Source organism: Pseudomonas asgharzadehiana, from assembly GCF_019139815.1.
Lineage (GTDB): Bacteria > Pseudomonadota > Gammaproteobacteria > Pseudomonadales > Pseudomonadaceae > Aquipseudomonas > Aquipseudomonas asgharzadehiana.
The window spans coordinates 2,163,176-2,177,289 of record NZ_CP077079.1; the positions used below are offsets into that span (position 1 = coordinate 2,163,176).

General features: G+C 61.3%; 12 protein-coding genes and 1 pseudogene. 7 read left to right on the top strand and 6 right to left on the bottom strand.

Annotated elements, in window-relative coordinates; translation table 11 throughout:
* Positions 1 to 7 precede the first annotated feature (7 nt).
* The gene (gene mrdA, locus KSS96_RS10095; protein ID WP_065876517.1) at positions 8 to 1,900 is read left to right on the top strand and encodes a penicillin-binding protein 2; all 1,893 of its coding nucleotides are present in this window, start codon (positions 8 to 10) and stop codon (positions 1,898 to 1,900) included.
* A gap of 1 nt (position 1,901) precedes the next feature.
* On the opposite strand, the gene KSS96_RS10100 is transcribed toward mrdA, so the two are convergent.
* Positions 1,902 to 2,303, bottom strand: a complete 402-nt coding sequence (locus tag KSS96_RS10100) for a GFA family protein (RefSeq protein WP_032883631.1) — start codon at positions 2,301 to 2,303, stop codon at positions 1,902 to 1,904.
* Positions 2,304 to 2,400: 97 nt separating this feature from the next.
* On the opposite strand from KSS96_RS10100, the gene KSS96_RS10105 reads away from it, so the two are divergent.
* The 4 genes and pseudogenes from KSS96_RS10105 (at position 2,401) to KSS96_RS10120 (ending at position 6,556) form a co-directional block, all read left to right on the top strand.
* Positions 2,401 to 2,892 carry an SRPBCC family protein gene (locus KSS96_RS10105; RefSeq protein ID WP_017530701.1) on the top strand — a complete coding sequence of 164 codons (492 nt, stop codon included), beginning with the start codon at positions 2,401 to 2,403 and terminating at the stop codon, positions 2,890 to 2,892.
* 184 nt (positions 2,893 to 3,076) lie between these two features.
* A complete protein-coding gene (locus tag KSS96_RS10110; RefSeq protein ID WP_068931620.1) occupies positions 3,077 to 5,434 on the top strand; it encodes a DNA polymerase II in 2,358 nt (785 codons plus the stop codon).
* 119 nt (positions 5,435 to 5,553) lie between these two features.
* A pseudogene (locus tag KSS96_RS10115) lies at positions 5,554 to 5,811 on the top strand (glutathione S-transferase); the annotation flags it as partial.
* 163 nt (positions 5,812 to 5,974) lie between these two features.
* The gene (locus tag KSS96_RS10120; RefSeq protein WP_017526714.1) at positions 5,975 to 6,556 is read left to right on the top strand and encodes a DUF4174 domain-containing protein; all 582 of its coding nucleotides are present in this window, start codon (positions 5,975 to 5,977) and stop codon (positions 6,554 to 6,556) included.
* 56 nt (positions 6,557 to 6,612) lie between these two features.
* On the opposite strand, the gene KSS96_RS10125 is transcribed toward KSS96_RS10120, so the two are convergent.
* The 3 genes from KSS96_RS10125 to KSS96_RS10135 form a co-directional block, all read right to left on the bottom strand.
* Entirely contained in the window at positions 6,613 to 9,099 is a 2,487-nt protein-coding gene (locus KSS96_RS10125; protein ID WP_017526715.1) for a TonB-dependent siderophore receptor, read from the bottom strand.
* A gap of 105 nt (positions 9,100 to 9,204) precedes the next feature.
* On the bottom strand, positions 9,205 to 10,155 hold the full coding sequence (locus KSS96_RS10130) for a FecR domain-containing protein (RefSeq protein WP_065876520.1): 951 nt from the start codon (positions 10,153 to 10,155) through the stop codon (positions 9,205 to 9,207).
* Positions 10,142 to 10,657, bottom strand: a complete 516-nt coding sequence (locus KSS96_RS10135; RefSeq protein WP_017526717.1) for a sigma-70 family RNA polymerase sigma factor — start codon at positions 10,655 to 10,657, stop codon at positions 10,142 to 10,144. The genes KSS96_RS10130 and KSS96_RS10135 overlap by 14 nt, the downstream gene beginning before the upstream one ends.
* 174 nt (positions 10,658 to 10,831) lie before the next feature.
* Here KSS96_RS10135 and KSS96_RS10140 point away from each other — a divergent pair, with 174 nt between their 5' ends.
* Positions 10,832 to 11,461, top strand: a complete 630-nt coding sequence (locus KSS96_RS10140) for a LysE family translocator (protein ID WP_017526718.1) — start codon at positions 10,832 to 10,834, stop codon at positions 11,459 to 11,461.
* A 53-nt stretch (positions 11,462 to 11,514) separates the two neighbouring features.
* Here the strand turns inward: KSS96_RS10140 and KSS96_RS10145 are convergent, their stop codons facing one another.
* Positions 11,515 to 12,195, bottom strand: a complete 681-nt coding sequence (locus KSS96_RS10145) for a DJ-1/PfpI family protein (protein WP_065876521.1) — start codon at positions 12,193 to 12,195, stop codon at positions 11,515 to 11,517.
* 90 nt (positions 12,196 to 12,285) lie between these two features.
* Between KSS96_RS10145 and KSS96_RS10150 the strand changes: the two genes are divergently transcribed.
* The gene (locus tag KSS96_RS10150; protein ID WP_137220468.1) at positions 12,286 to 13,254 is read left to right on the top strand and encodes a GlxA family transcriptional regulator; all 969 of its coding nucleotides are present in this window, start codon (positions 12,286 to 12,288) and stop codon (positions 13,252 to 13,254) included.
* Here the strand turns inward: KSS96_RS10150 and KSS96_RS10155 are convergent.
* A complete protein-coding gene (locus KSS96_RS10155; protein WP_050553982.1) occupies positions 13,224 to 14,111 on the bottom strand; it encodes an alpha/beta fold hydrolase in 888 nt (295 codons plus the stop codon). The genes KSS96_RS10150 and KSS96_RS10155 overlap by 31 nt on opposite strands.
* Positions 14,112 to 14,114: the final 3 nt, after the last annotated feature.

The following is a 14,114-nucleotide window of genomic DNA, read 5'->3' on the forward strand; positions in this document are numbered from 1 at the left end:
TGTAGAAATGCCTGAGCCGATACCGATCAAAGATCACGAAAAAGAGAACCGCCTGGTCAATAAGCGCCTTCTTGCCTGCGCGCTGTTGGTGGTCAGCATCACTTGCGCGTTGGTAGGGCGCATGTATTTTCTGCAAGTGGTGCAGTTCGATTATCACTCCACGATTTCCGAAAACAACCGTGTACACGTGTTGCCCATCACGCCGACGCGTGGGCTGATCTACGACCGCAACGGCGTAGTACTGGCCGACAACCGCCCTAGTTACAATCTGACCATCACCCGGGAGCGCACCACCGATCTCAAAGGTGAGCTCGACGCCATCGTCAACTTGCTGCACCTGCCCGTCGAAGACCGCGCCATATTTGACAAGGCCTTGAAGCAGGCACGCCATCCCTTCGTCCCAGTGACGTTATTTTATGAGTTGACCGAGGAGCAAATCGCATTGCTGGCGGTGAACGAATTCCGTCTACCAGGCGTGGATGTCGAACCGCAATTCGTCCGTCACTACCCACTGGGCGCTCACTTTGCTCACTCGATCGGCTATGTAGGACGGATCAATGAGAAAGAATCCAAGGCTCTCGATTCAGTGGAGTATCGTGGCACGCAATCCATCGGCAAGACCGGCATCGAGCGTTTCTACGAGTCCGAGTTGCACGGCCATGTGGGTTATGAAGAGGTCGAAACCAATGCCCAAGGTCGGGTACTGCGGGTGCTCAAACACACAGACCCGACCCCTGGTAAAAACATTGTCTTGAGTCTTGACGTAAAACTTCAGGAAGCGGCCGAGCAAGCCCTGGGTGATCGCCGTGGCTCGGTGGTCGCCCTCGACCCACAGACCGGCGAAGTGCTGGCCATGGTCAGCAAGCCGAGTTTCGACCCCAACCTCTTCGTCACTGGCATCAGCTTCAAGGAATATGCTGCATTGCATGACTCCATTGACCGACCGCTGTTCAATCGTGTCCTTAGAGGCCTGTACGCACCGGGCTCGACCATCAAGCCAGAGGTGGCCATTGCCGGGCTCGACAGCGGTGTAGTCACCGCTCAGACACGCGTGTTCGACCCCGGATACTATCAACTGCCCGACTTTGACCATAAATACCGCAATTGGAATCACAGCGGCGACGGTTGGGTGGATATGGACGCCGCCATCATGCGTTCCAACGATACCTACTTTTATGACCTAGCCCACAAACTGGGCATTGATCGCTTGCACGACTACTTGGCCGAATTCGGTCTTGGCCAGAAAGTGTCCCTGGATATGTTCGAGGAATCGGCTGGTTTGATGCCATCCCAGGCCTGGAAACGTGCCACGCGTCGTCAGCCCTGGTTCCCGGGCGAAACGGTGATCCTTGGCATCGGCCAGGGCTACATGCAGGTTACGCCGTTGCAACTGGCCCAGGCCACCGCACTGATCGCCAATAAAGGCGTGTGGAACCGACCGCATCTGGCGAAGACCATCAACGGCGAGCCACCGGTGGACGAAAACCCCATGCCGAACGTTGTCCTGAAGGACCCGCATGACTGGGAGCAGGTCAACCACGGTATGCAATTGGTCATGCATGACCCCCGTGGAATTGCACGGGCGGCAGCGCAAGGTGCGCAATACCGCATCGCCGGCAAGAGCGGTACCGCGCAGGTGGTGGCGATCAAGCAGGGCGAGCGCTACAACCGTGAGAAGACGCTGGAACGCCATCGCGATAATGCCCTGTTCGTGGGTTTCGCACCCGCTGAGCATCCGAAGATCGTGATCTCGGTGATGATCGAAAACGGCGAAGCCGGTGGTCGTGTCGCCGGGCCCGTGGTACGGCAGATCATGGACGCCTGGTTACTTGACCAGGAAGGCCACCTGAAGCCGCAATACGCGACGCCGGCAAAAGCCCCAGGGGATCCGCACGTTTAAGTCATACCTGCCCCTCGCCCCAGTGCTCGATGCCTTCATGGGCAAGCCATGGCACATCGTGTGCCGTCCAGATGTGCGAGGTAGGCTTGACGCCTGGATCATCATCCAGCGTCGCCACCCGCACAATCACATGGGGCTGATGCCCACGTTCCGCCATCAGATGTGAGCCGCAACGCGAGCAGAAATGCCTGAATTTTCCAGGGGAAGATTCAAATGACGACAACAACTCCTCCCCCTGCGTCCAGCGAAAATGTTCACGCATCACCCCGGCGGTGGCGACAAATGGCGCCGCATGTACTTTGCGGCAAGTGGAACAGTGGCAGTGGCTGATGAGCATATCCAGGCGGCTTATCTGGTAGTGCACGCCTTTGCAGAAGCAACTTCCATTCAATGGGTCAGTCATAACGTATTGCCGGTTCAAGGACGGGGCATCATCATTGCTTACAACCTCAGGTTGCGCATTATTTGATGTCGCCTACTGTCAATGAAGGAGGTGACTTATGCACGTATTAGATCGCATAGAGCGAAAAGTCCTGCTCAAGGCTTCACGTAAACAAGTATGGGAAGCACTGACCAACGCCGAGCAATTCGGCACCTGGTTTGGCATTGCTCTCAAGGGCAAAACCTTTGTCGCGGGAGATACCATTGAGGCGCCGATTACTTACCCCGGTTACGAGCACGTAATCTGGAAGGTCAAAATCGAACGCATCCTGCCGCAAACACTGTTCTCTTTCCGGTGGCATCCCTTCGCGGTGGAGGAGGGCGTCGACTACGACATCGAAACCCCGACCTTGGTTGAGTTCACAATTGAGGACCGCGCGCCGGGCATTCTGCTACGGGTGATGGAGTCGGGTTTCGACAGGGTGCCTGAAGCTCGTCGGAAAAAGGCATTCAAGATGAACTCACGTGGCTGGGATGAACAAATGGGCAATATCGAAAACTATCTGAACGAAGCCCCAAGGCGCGACCCACAAAGTGGGCATCATCACTGATGCCCATCCGTGTTATCCCCAACGCTCAAGCACGCTTCTTTTTTGAAGGCGGTACGCACCAGAGCTGACCGCTTTGGACGTACAACGACATGCAACAAATTTTGCAGTTTGCGGTTTACCCGCCGCGTTTGGGCAGATGCCGCGTAGAATCACTGCCTGAAAGCGATTCTTGAGGTGCGGCACGGTGGATTTACAGCAGGGGTTTGTCCTGACCCGGCATTGGCGCGACACCCCGGCGGGCACGGAGGTCAGTTTCTGGCTGGCCACCGACCAGGGGCCACGGTACATCCGCCTACCTGTGCAGACCTCGGTGATGTTTATCCCCGAGGCTCATCGCAAACCGCTCGATTGGCTGCTCAAGGGCGAGCGCGATATCGAGTTGCGCCCGCTGCAGTTGTGCGATTTCCATCACCGTCCGGTTCTGGGCCTGTACACCCGCCAGCACCGTCAGTTGATGGATGTGGAAAAGCGCCTGCGTGCCGCCGGTGTCGACGTTTACGAAGCTGACGTGCGCCCGCCGGAGCGCTACATGATGGAGCGCTTCATCACCGCTCCGGTTTGGTTTGGTGGTACGCCTGATGCGGCGGGCACCCTATGCGATGCGCAGATGAAACCCGCCCCCGAATACCGCCCTCCGCTCAAACTGGTCTCCCTGGACATTGAAACCACTGCCCAGGGCGACCTGTATTCCATTGCGCTCGAAGGCTGCGGTGAGCGCCAGGTCTACATGCTCGGCCCACCCAACCAAACCACCGCGGTAGATTTCAAGCTCGACTACTGCGATACCCGCGCCCAATTGCTCGAACGCCTCAACCAATGGCTCGCCACCTTTGACCCCGATGCGATCATCGGCTGGAACGTGGTGCAATTTGACCTGCGGGTGCTGCATGAACATGCCCAACGTCTCAAGGTGCCGCTCATGCTCGGGCGTGGTGACGAGCCGATGGCCTGGCGCGAGCATGGCAGCCGCAACCATTATTTCGCGGCAGCGGCGGGGCGTTTGATCATTGACGGTATCGAGGCGCTGCGTTCGGCCACTTGGAGCTTCGAATCCTTCAGCCTGGAAAACGTCGCGCAGACTCTACTCGGTGAAGGCAAGGACATCTCCACACCGTATCAGCGCATGGATGAAATCAACCGCATGTTCGCCGAGGACAAGCCCGCCCTGGCGCGTTACAACCTCAAGGACTGCGAGCTGGTCACGCGCATTTTCGAAAAGACCGACCTGCTTAAGTTCCTGTTGGAGCGGGCCAGCGTCACCGGCCTGCCGGCCGACCGCAACGGTGGCTCGGTTGCTGCGTTCACCCACTTGTACATGCCGCTGATGCACCGCCAGGGCTTCGTCGCCCCCAACCTGGGCGACAAACCTCCCGAGGCCAGCCCAGGCGGGTTTGTCATGGACTCACGCCCCGGCCTCTACGAATCTGTGCTGGTGCTCGATTACAAAAGCCTTTACCCGTCGATCATCCGCAGCTTCCTGATCGACCCGGTTGGCCTGATCGAAGGCCTCAAGCACCCCGATGACAGCGACTCGGTGGAAGGCTTTCGTGGTGCACGCTTTTCCCGCACGCGACACTGCCTGCCGTCCATCGTCGCGGGGGTGTCCGAAGGCCGTGAAGTGGCCAAGCGCGAACACAACGCGCCGCTGTCCCAAGCCCTGAAAATCATCATGAACGCCTTCTACGGCGTACTCGGTTCCAGCGGTTGCCGGTTTTTCGATACACGTCTGGCATCGTCGATCACGATGCGCGGCCACCAGATCATGCGCCAGACTCGCCAATTGGTTGAAGCCCAGGGCCATGAAGTGATCTACGGTGATACCGACTCCACTTTCGTCTGGCTCGGCAGCGCCCATTCCCAGGAAGACGCCAGCCGCATCGGCCAGGCGTTGGTCAAGCACGTCAACGACTGGTGGCGTGAGCACCTGCAAACGGCGTTCGGCCTGCAAAGTGCCCTGGAACTTCAATACGAAACCCACTTCACACGCTTTCTCATGCCCACCATTCGTGGCGCGGAGGAGGGCAGCAAAAAACGCTACGCCGGGCTGGTCACCCGTGCCGATGGCAGCGAAGAAATGATCTACAAAGGCCTGGAAGCCGTGCGCAGTGACTGGTCGCCCCTGGCCCGGCGATTCCAGCAGGAACTCTACCAGCGCATCTTCCACCGCCAGCCCCACCAGGACTACATCCGCGACTATGTGCGTCGAACCCTGAGCGGTGAATTCGACGAGCTGCTGATCTACCGCAAGCGCCTGCGCCGCCAATTAAACGACTACGAACGCAACGTGCCGCCTCATGTGCGCGCTGCACGCCTGGCCGATGAATATAACGATCGACTGGGGCGCCCGCGCCAGTACCAACGCGGTGGCTGGATCAGCTATGTGATCAGCGTCAACGGCCCCGAACCCCTGGAAGTGCGCCAAGCACCCATCGACTACGACCACTACGTCACCCGCCAATTGCAGCCGGTGGCCGATGCGATCCTGCCGTTCGTGAATGACGACTTTGGCACGCTGGTCGGGGGGCAAATGGGCTTGTTCTAGAACGCTTGCGTCGTGATGCCAAGGCGCAGCATTGTTGTCATTGGTGATGATTATCCGGAGGAACGCCCATGTACACGCTCGATGGCACGGACAAGTCTGGCTCTTGCATGAAGGCGCGGTTGGCCTCGGGCACGCGCCGTTACCTGCACCAAGCCAGGGTGGTATTTGCCGATCAGTTCGCCGGGCAATTGTTTGCCGCCAGCGGTCAGCCGAATGCCTTGGGCATCATGGCGGCAGCGGTGTCGCGCTGGGATGAGGCGCGGGAGGCGTTGAGCGCCGTGGCGCCAGCCTTTGCCAAAACCCTGTCGCAGGTGGATGCCGACCCTATCGTGGCGCCCGTATTTGCACGGCATTGGCCGCAGTGGAAGGTCTTGTAGTGTTTCCGCAATCAGAGGAAACAATCACCGCCGTGCCCCGCGCCCCTTGCGTAGTGGGCGCCCTGACCTACGCTTTCTTAAAGTTGTGTAGGAATCATCCTTGAATTTGGCTGTCGCAGACATGAAACTCAAGAACCCTGCATGGAATTCAAAGGAGGTGCGCATGCTCATCCGGTCGCTGACCCTGGCTACCTTGATGGCTTTTACGGGGCCGCTGTTGGCTGCTGATGATAATCCGCTGAAGCAGGACATGGGCAAGGCCCGCCCGCTGGTGGTAGTGGAACTCGATGCGGGTAACCCCACGTTGACGACGCTGAAAAAACAGCTGGAAGAACCTGCGACCAAACAGTCCTTTGAAGAGCGCAGCATGGTGTTCTACACCGTGAAGTTCGGCAGCATCGGTGCCGAAGGTGAGAAGTTCGCCAAGGACCCCAAGGACAGCAAAAAGCTGACACCGCCGGAAACCAATGCGCTGATTCGCGCCCTCAAACTCGGTGTCGGCAGTGGTACCAAGGTGATCCTTATCGGCAAGGACGGCGAGAAAAAACTCGAGAAGACCGTGCCACCGGATACCCTCGAGCTCAAGGAGTTCTTCAGCGCGATTGATCAGATGCCCATGGCGGAGAAAGAAGCGGCTGCCGCTGCTGAACCCGCGCCGGTCGAGCCCGCTCCGGCCAAGGGTGCAAAACCCGTCAAGCCGGCCAAGCCGGGCGGCAAAGCTGCGCCGCAACCACTGGATGACTGATAGCGCTGACAGGCGAGCAGGGCGCATTGCGCGCCCTGCCACAGGTTTTCGCTGGATCAGAAGTTGCCTTTCAAACTCACCGTAAAGTTACGTGGTTCTCCATAAAAGTTGCCCCAGGAGGCGGTGCCGACGGTGTTGTAATAGGTTTTATCGAACAGGTTGTTGCCGTTGAGCGCCACGGTCCAGGTGTCGTCCATGCGGTAGGCCAGGCGCGCGTTCCACGTTGCGTAACCGGCTTGTTCGAGCTTGATGGTCTGCACGCGGTAGTTGCTGCTCTGGGCATTTACGCCGGTGCCCACGCTCCATTTCGACAGCGCGCCGTCGAGCTGGTAATCGCCCCACAGGCGTAGCATGTGGCGCGGCACATACGTGTTGGAAACACCGCCTTCTTTCGCCACGTCGATGGTATTCAGCGCCTTGGTCTGCGTGTAGGTGTAGCCGCCGAACAGTTGCAGGCGCTCAAGTACCTCACCGCTGATTTCGGCCTCCACGCCTTGGGCGCGCACTTTGCCTTTATCGGTGTAGCAAAAGCCATCGACGGATGTCGCGCATTGGGCGATGTAGTCCGATTCGGCGCCGTTTTTTTCCACGGCACGGAATAGCGCCAGGGAGCCGTTGAGGCGCCCGTCGTACCATTCGCCCTTGATGCCCAGCTCGTAGTTATCGCCGATTTTCGGCTTGAGCGCGGCGCCGTCGACGGTAGCGTAGGAGCTTTGCGGTTGGAAGATATCGGCATAGCTGGCGTACACCGACAGGTGTTCGTCAAGGTCGTAGATCAGCGCCGCGAACGGCGTGACTTCGCCGGTTTCCCGAGTACGCGCATCCTGTACCGCCCATTCTCCCCAGGCCAGGTTGTTGGACGTGCGCCGATTCTCGTACCAGCTTACGCGGCTACCCACGATCAGCATCAACGGTTCGGCCAGGCGCAGGCGCAAGGTGGCGTAGGTGCCGTATTGGGTGGCGGTTTCCTTCACCGTACCGCCGCGATACATGTTTGGCCAGAAGGTACTGTCGGCCGGTTCCGTGAAGTGATGGTCAGGTTGGTAGATGCTCTGGCGCGAAGGCAGGCTCTGGATCGCATACATGTCGTCCTGCGTACCCCGGCTGCCGTTGGCGCCAAGGATCAGTTCGTGCTCCAGGCCGAAGGCTTCGAACTTGCCGTCAAGGTAGGCGTCAAGGCCGAAGTCTTTGTGATCGTAGTCCATCAGCGCGGCATAGGAGCCGGCCGTGGGCGCCGGGTTGCCATAGTTGATGGTGCCTTCGCTGGCGGCATATTTGGTGTCTTGCAGGTTGCGGCTGTGGACTGCCGATACCTTGAGTTTCCAGTCGTCGTTGAACGCGTGGGTCAGGTCGGCAAAAAACGTGGTGCGCTGACTCTGCCAATCGTTCCAGGCTTGGCCCAGGCACGTGGAGCGACTGAGCTTGGCGCTTTTGCCGTCGGCGTAGCGCGGCAGGCCGCCCCAGCAGGGGGTGGCATCGACGTCTTCGTAGCTGGCGCCGACGCCCAGCGTGGTGTCGGGGCTCAGGTCGATATCCAGCGCGCCGTAGAATGCCCGGTCCTGGCGCTTGGCAATATCCATGTAAGAGCCGCGAGTCTGCTGGCTGACGGCCGCACGGCCACGCACGGTGCCGCTGTCATTCAACGGGCCGCCGGTGTCGACCTCGGTGCGGTAGTTGTCCCAGGTGCCGGCGGACAGCGACAGGCTGGTAGTGGGCTTGGCCTGGGGCCGCTTGCGCACGAAGTTCACCGCGCCGCTGGCGGTACCCGCGCCCTTGAGCATCCCGGCCGCGCCTTTGAGCACTTCCACGCGGTCGTAGATCGCCATGTTGGCGCTGAAGCTATCGGCCTGTACGAAGTCCTTGCCCATGTCCAGCGGTACGCCGTCGTACTGGTACTGGCCGAGCATCTTGAAACCACGGGAATAGAAATATTTGCCGCCCATAGGCGATTCATAAGTGGTGATCCCCGGCGTGCGTTCCATGATGTCGTCGATGGTGGTGAGGTGCTGGTCGTCCATCAATTGGCGGGTCAACACACTGACCGATTGCGGTGTTTCCCGCAGGCTATGCTGGCCTTTGCCGATGGTCACTGCGCCCGTGGTGTAGGAACCGGTGCCATCGGTGGTGGCGCCGAGACGCTCGCCAGTGACCATTGTGGCGCCCAGGTTGAGGGCGCCGCTGTCCGCCACCTGCGGCAACAGCAACCAGGTGCTGTTGCTCTGGCGCTGGGCTTGCAGCCCTTGGCCGCGTAACAATTGGCCGAGTGCCTGCTCGCGGTCGAAGCTGCCGCGCAGGCCTGGGCTGGTCTTGCCGGCGATGCTGGTGGCGTCGTACGACAGGCTGATGCCCGCCTGGCGCGCGAACTGGTCCAGCGCACCGGCGAGCGAGCCGGCGGCGATGCTCCAGTCGCGGGCCTGGGTATCACTGCTCGCGGTGTCGGCCATCACGGCCAACGGCGCGGCGCCGCCGCCCAGGCAGGCGCCGAGCAAGGCGGCCTGCACCGCGCGCTTGAGGGAGGAACGTTGGGAGGGGAACGCTTGCATGACCGCGGGATGCTCCTGAAGGAAGTGAACAGAACCGGCCTGTTGATCGGCCTTTCCTTACAGGTCGAGTGGAGATGCGAATTCACCTCATTTATTTTTAGCGTTTTATACGCGGGCCGAAACGGTCACCCAATATCGGCTGCGGAAGGTGACATCGACCTTGAGCGATTGCGCCACCAGGATCAGCACTTGATCGGTGTCGTCCAATTGGTATGTACCCGATACGCGCAGGCCGGCCACTGCTTCACTGCAGCGCAGCAAGCCATTTCGATAACGGCCCAGCTCAGCAAGAAAGTCATCCAGGCGCATATTCTGGGCGCTGATCACGCCATCGCTCCAGGCCCAGGGGTCAAGGCCGTTGGCGATGGGAGGGCGGATGCCGTTGCGGTCGAACACCACTTGTTCGCCAGGGTTGATCACCTGCCGCGCGCTGGCGCCATGGCTGTCGGCAAACAGCGTCACGCTGCCCTGTTGCACGGCGAGCAGCGTGCCCTGGTCGTCTTCGCGCACCAGCAAACGCGTGTCGAGGGCGCGCAGGTGGCCATCGCGGGTGCTGACCCAGAACGGCCGGCTGTCGGCGGCGGTGTCCACGCGTATTTCCCCCTGACGCAACTGCACCAGGCGCCGCTCTTGATTGAACGCTGTATCAATGGCGCTCGCGCTGTTGAGCTGGACACTGCTGCCATCGTCCAATGCCACCCAGCGTCGTTCGCCGGTAGCGGTGCGGTAATCGGCCATCAAGGCCGGCAACGGTGTGTAGTCGCGACCGAGCCAGGTCAACCCCGCCGCACCGGCCACCAGCCCCAGCAGTTTCAAGCCTTCACGGCGGCTGATGCGTTGGCGCGCACCACGCAGGGCGTGGCGCCCGACCTGCGCCGGCAGTTGCTTGAAATCATCATTCATCGTCGCCACACGTTGCCACACCTGCTGGTGTTCGGCGCTGGTGTGCAGCCAACGCTCGAACGCAGCGGTGCTGGCGTCGTCGGCGACGTTGAAGCGCAGCCTGATCATCCACTCGATAGCCTGGTCGAGCAGGCGCGGGTCACAGTTCGGCATAGCGCAACCGATAGCAGGCGTGCAACGCCTTGGACAGGTCGCGCTCCACGGTGGCCTTGGACACGCCCAGCCGCGCGGCGATCTGTGCGCAGGTCAAACCGTCCAGTTGCGCCAGCAGGAACGCCTCGCGCGCACGTGGCTTGAGCTGGTCGAGCAGGCGGTCGATACGTTCCAGGCTGTCGAGAATCAGCCACCGGGTTTCTTCCGACGGCACGTCGACTTCAGGGAAATGCGCGAGGCTTTCAAGGTAGGCGCGCTCCAGTTCACGGCGCCGGTAGTGGTCGATCATCAAGCTGCGCGCGATGCTGCTCAGGTACGCACGTGGCTGCTGCAAGGTCTGCTGCTTGCGCGCCTTGAGCAGGCGCACGAAGGTTTCCTGAGCCAGGTCGGCGGCATGTTCCCGGCAACCGGTGCGGCGGTTCAGCCAGCCGCGCAGCCAGGAATGATGGGCATGGTACAGCTGACCGATGGCGGCATGGTCCAGTGGGTGATCGCTCGACATGGGCATCCTGGCGCAGCAGTTTTAATTGATAATGTTTCGCATTCTATGCGCGGTGGATGGCAATGGGCAATCGCTGGCGCAGGCATTTGCGGTGGGCAATGTATCCAGCACAATTTTTTGTTTGATGCCTGCCCGCGCAGTAATCTGCGGGTTTTCCCGGACGAGTGTTTGAGCATGATCGACCTTGCGACCCTGGCGGTTTTTTCCGGTGCGGTGTTTCTGCTGTTGTTATCGCCGGGGCCGAATATGGCCTTTGTGATCAGCCATGGTGTGACCCACGGCTGGCGAGGCGGGGTGGCGTCGGCCTTGGGTATCGGTGTGGCGGACCTGCTGCTGACGGCATTGACTGCCACCGGGGTAACGGCGCTGGTCGCCAGTTGGCCACCCTCGTTTGATGTCATCCGGTATGCCGGGGTGATCTACCTGCTGTGGCTGGTGTTCAAGACGTTGCAGAAAAGCCCGGGCCTGGACACGGCTCGCGTCAGCCTCATACCGCTGGGCCGGGTATGCTGGCAGGCCATGTTCAACAGTTTGCTCAACCCCAAGGCGTTACTGTTTTTTGTGGTGTTCCTGCCACAGTTTGTCAGGCCCGAGGCAGGCCCCATCGCCACGCAACTGATGCTGCTTGGCGGCGTGTTGACCTTGATCGCCGTTGTGTTTCATGCACTGTTGGGGGTTTTTGGCGGGGCGCTCAGCCGGCTTTTTGCGCGGCGTTCAAAGAGCGCACGGCTTCAGCAATGGGGCCTGGCGACCGTGCTGATGCTACTGGCCGTGCGCTTGGCCGTGATGTCCCGTCCCAATTGATATAGGCGAGCAGGCGTGCTCGCCATCAGTCTTGAGATCGCCAGGGAGTGGGCTCACCCTAACCGCGCAGCCGCCCGCGCCGTGATCTCACCGCGCACCCTGCGCGATTCCACCGTGCGTTTCTTCGCTTCTTCCAGCACATGCGCCGGTGCCGTGTGCGGGCTGCCGGCATCGAACGGCGGCGCCGGCGCATATTCGATCTGCAACTGCACCAATTGCGCCGCCGCTTCGCTGTACAACTCTGCCGCCAGGACCAGCGCAAAATCGATACCTGCGGTGATGCCGCCACCGGTAAACAGGTTACCGTCGCGCACCACGCGCTCCTGCACCGGGATGGCGCCGAGCGGGGCGAGCATGTCGTGGTAGGCCCAGTGGGTGGTGGCCTTGCGACCGCGCAGCAAACCCGCCGCGCCGAGGACCAGCGAACCGGTGCACACCGACGTCACGTAGCGCGCGGTCTGCGCCTGTGCCTTGAGGAAGTCTAGCGTGTGCGGGTCTTCCATCAACGCGCCGACGCCTGCGCCGCCTGGCACGCAGAGCACATCCAGACCCGGGCATTCGGCATACGTCGTGGTCGGGGTGAACGCCAACCCGGTGCTGGAAACGACCGGCGCGAGGTCTTTCCACACCAAGTGAAGTTTCACATCCGGCAGCGAGCCCAGTACGTCATAGGGGCCGGTCAGGTCCAGTTGCTGGATGCCGGGAAACACTACAAAGCCGATCTGCAAGGTCATCAATGCTGCTCCGATAAAGGGGTGGACGGCTTCACTCTAGAGGCCTAGGCTTTGGCGAATACGCCATTGGACCCACAAATCACGCCAATCATGCCCAGAATCGTCCATGTCCTCGCTTTTGATAACGCCCAAGTGCTTGATGTGACCGGGCCGTTGCAGGTCTTCGCCTGCGCCAACGACTTGGCCCGGCAGCGCAACTTGCCGTTGCCGTACGCCGTCTCGGTGATTGCCGCGCAAACCGAACCGGTGATGACTTCCGCCGGGCTGGCGTTGGTCGCCGAGCCGCTGCCCGCCGCCGAGGCGCCTTGCGACACGCTGGTGATCGCTGGCGGCTGGGGGGTATACGGCGCCGCCGAAGACCTCGCGCTGGTCGACTGGGTACGCGAAAAAGCCCGGCACACCCGGCGCATGACGTCGGTGTGTACGGGCGCGTTTCTGCTGGCCGCCAGCGGCGTGCTCGACGGTTGCCGCGTGGCCACCCACTGGACGCGCTGCGAAGAGTTGGCGCGCAAGTTTCCCGCGCTGACGGTCGAGCCCAACCCGATCTTTATCCGGCAGGGCGCCGTGTGGACCTCCGCCGGTGTGACCGCCGGCATCGACCTGTGCCTGGCCCTGGTGGAAGAAGACCTCGGCGGCGCGGTCGCGCTGGAGGTGGCGCGGCACCTGGTAGTGTTTCTCAAGCGCCCTGGCGGGCAGTCGCAGTTCAGCGTCACGCTGTCCCTGCAAAAAAGCGACAGCCGCTTTGCCGAACTCCATGCATGGATGGCCGAAAACCTCACCCTGGACCTGAACATCGCAACCCTGGCCGCCCAGGTCGGCATGAGTGAGCGCAGTTTTGTGCGCCATTACCGCGCCGAGACCGGTCAGACCCCGGCGCGTGCCGTCGAGCTGATCCGCGTCGAAACGGCTCGTCGACAACTGGCCGACAGCAACGCGTCAATCAAGCGCATCGCCGTGCAATGCGGTTTTGGCTGCGAAGAAACACTGCGCCGCAGTTTCCTGCGGGCCTTGTCGGTGACGCCCCAGGCTTATCGCGAACGCTTTTCGCCGGTGTCGTAGGCAAGCAGCTCCAGCAGCGCGTCGAGGGTGGCTTGCGGCGCTTCCTGCGGGATATTGTGGCCCACGCCGGGCAGCACCCGGCGCCGGTAAAAGCCGCTGAAAAGCCCTACATCCTCGTCCTGTTGCGACGGCGGGCCCACGCCGTCATCTGCGCCGAACAAGGCAATGCTCGGCACCGAAATCGGCGGTTGTTCTGCGAGTTTCTCTTCGATGAACGCCAGCGCCGGGTCGCCGGGTGCGTACATGAAACGGTGGCGGTAAGAGTGAATCACCACCTCGACAAAATCCGGGTTGTCGAACGAAGGCGCGGTCTGGTCATACAGCAGCGGTCCCTCGGCCCAGGAGGGCGACCACAACGACCACAACAGCTTGCACAGCGCGCGCCGGTTGGCGGTCAAACCGTCCACGCCACGCGGGGTGTGGAAGTAGTATTGGTACCACAACCGATGTTCCGTCTCCGGCGGCCGCGGCTTGAGCGACTTGGCAATGTCCTGAATGTTGTAGCCATCCCCCGTCACCAAGCCGCGCACGCGTTCCGGCCATAGCGCGGCAACGATACACGCGGCGCGCCCGCCCCAGTCGTAGCCGGCCAACGTCGCTTGCGTGATGGCCAACTCATCCATGAAGTCCAGCAGATCCTTGGCCAGCGCCGCCTGTTGTCCGGAGCGCATCACCCGGTCATCGATAAACCGCGTGGGTCCATACCCGCGCAGGTAGGGCACCAGCACCCGGTAGCCGCGCTCGCCAAGCACGGGCGCGATCGCGTCGTAGCTGCGAGGGTCGTAGGGAAAACCATGCAGCAGGATCACCGGTTCACCGTCGTCAGGCCCGTGGGTCTCGTAGGCGATGTCGAGCATGCG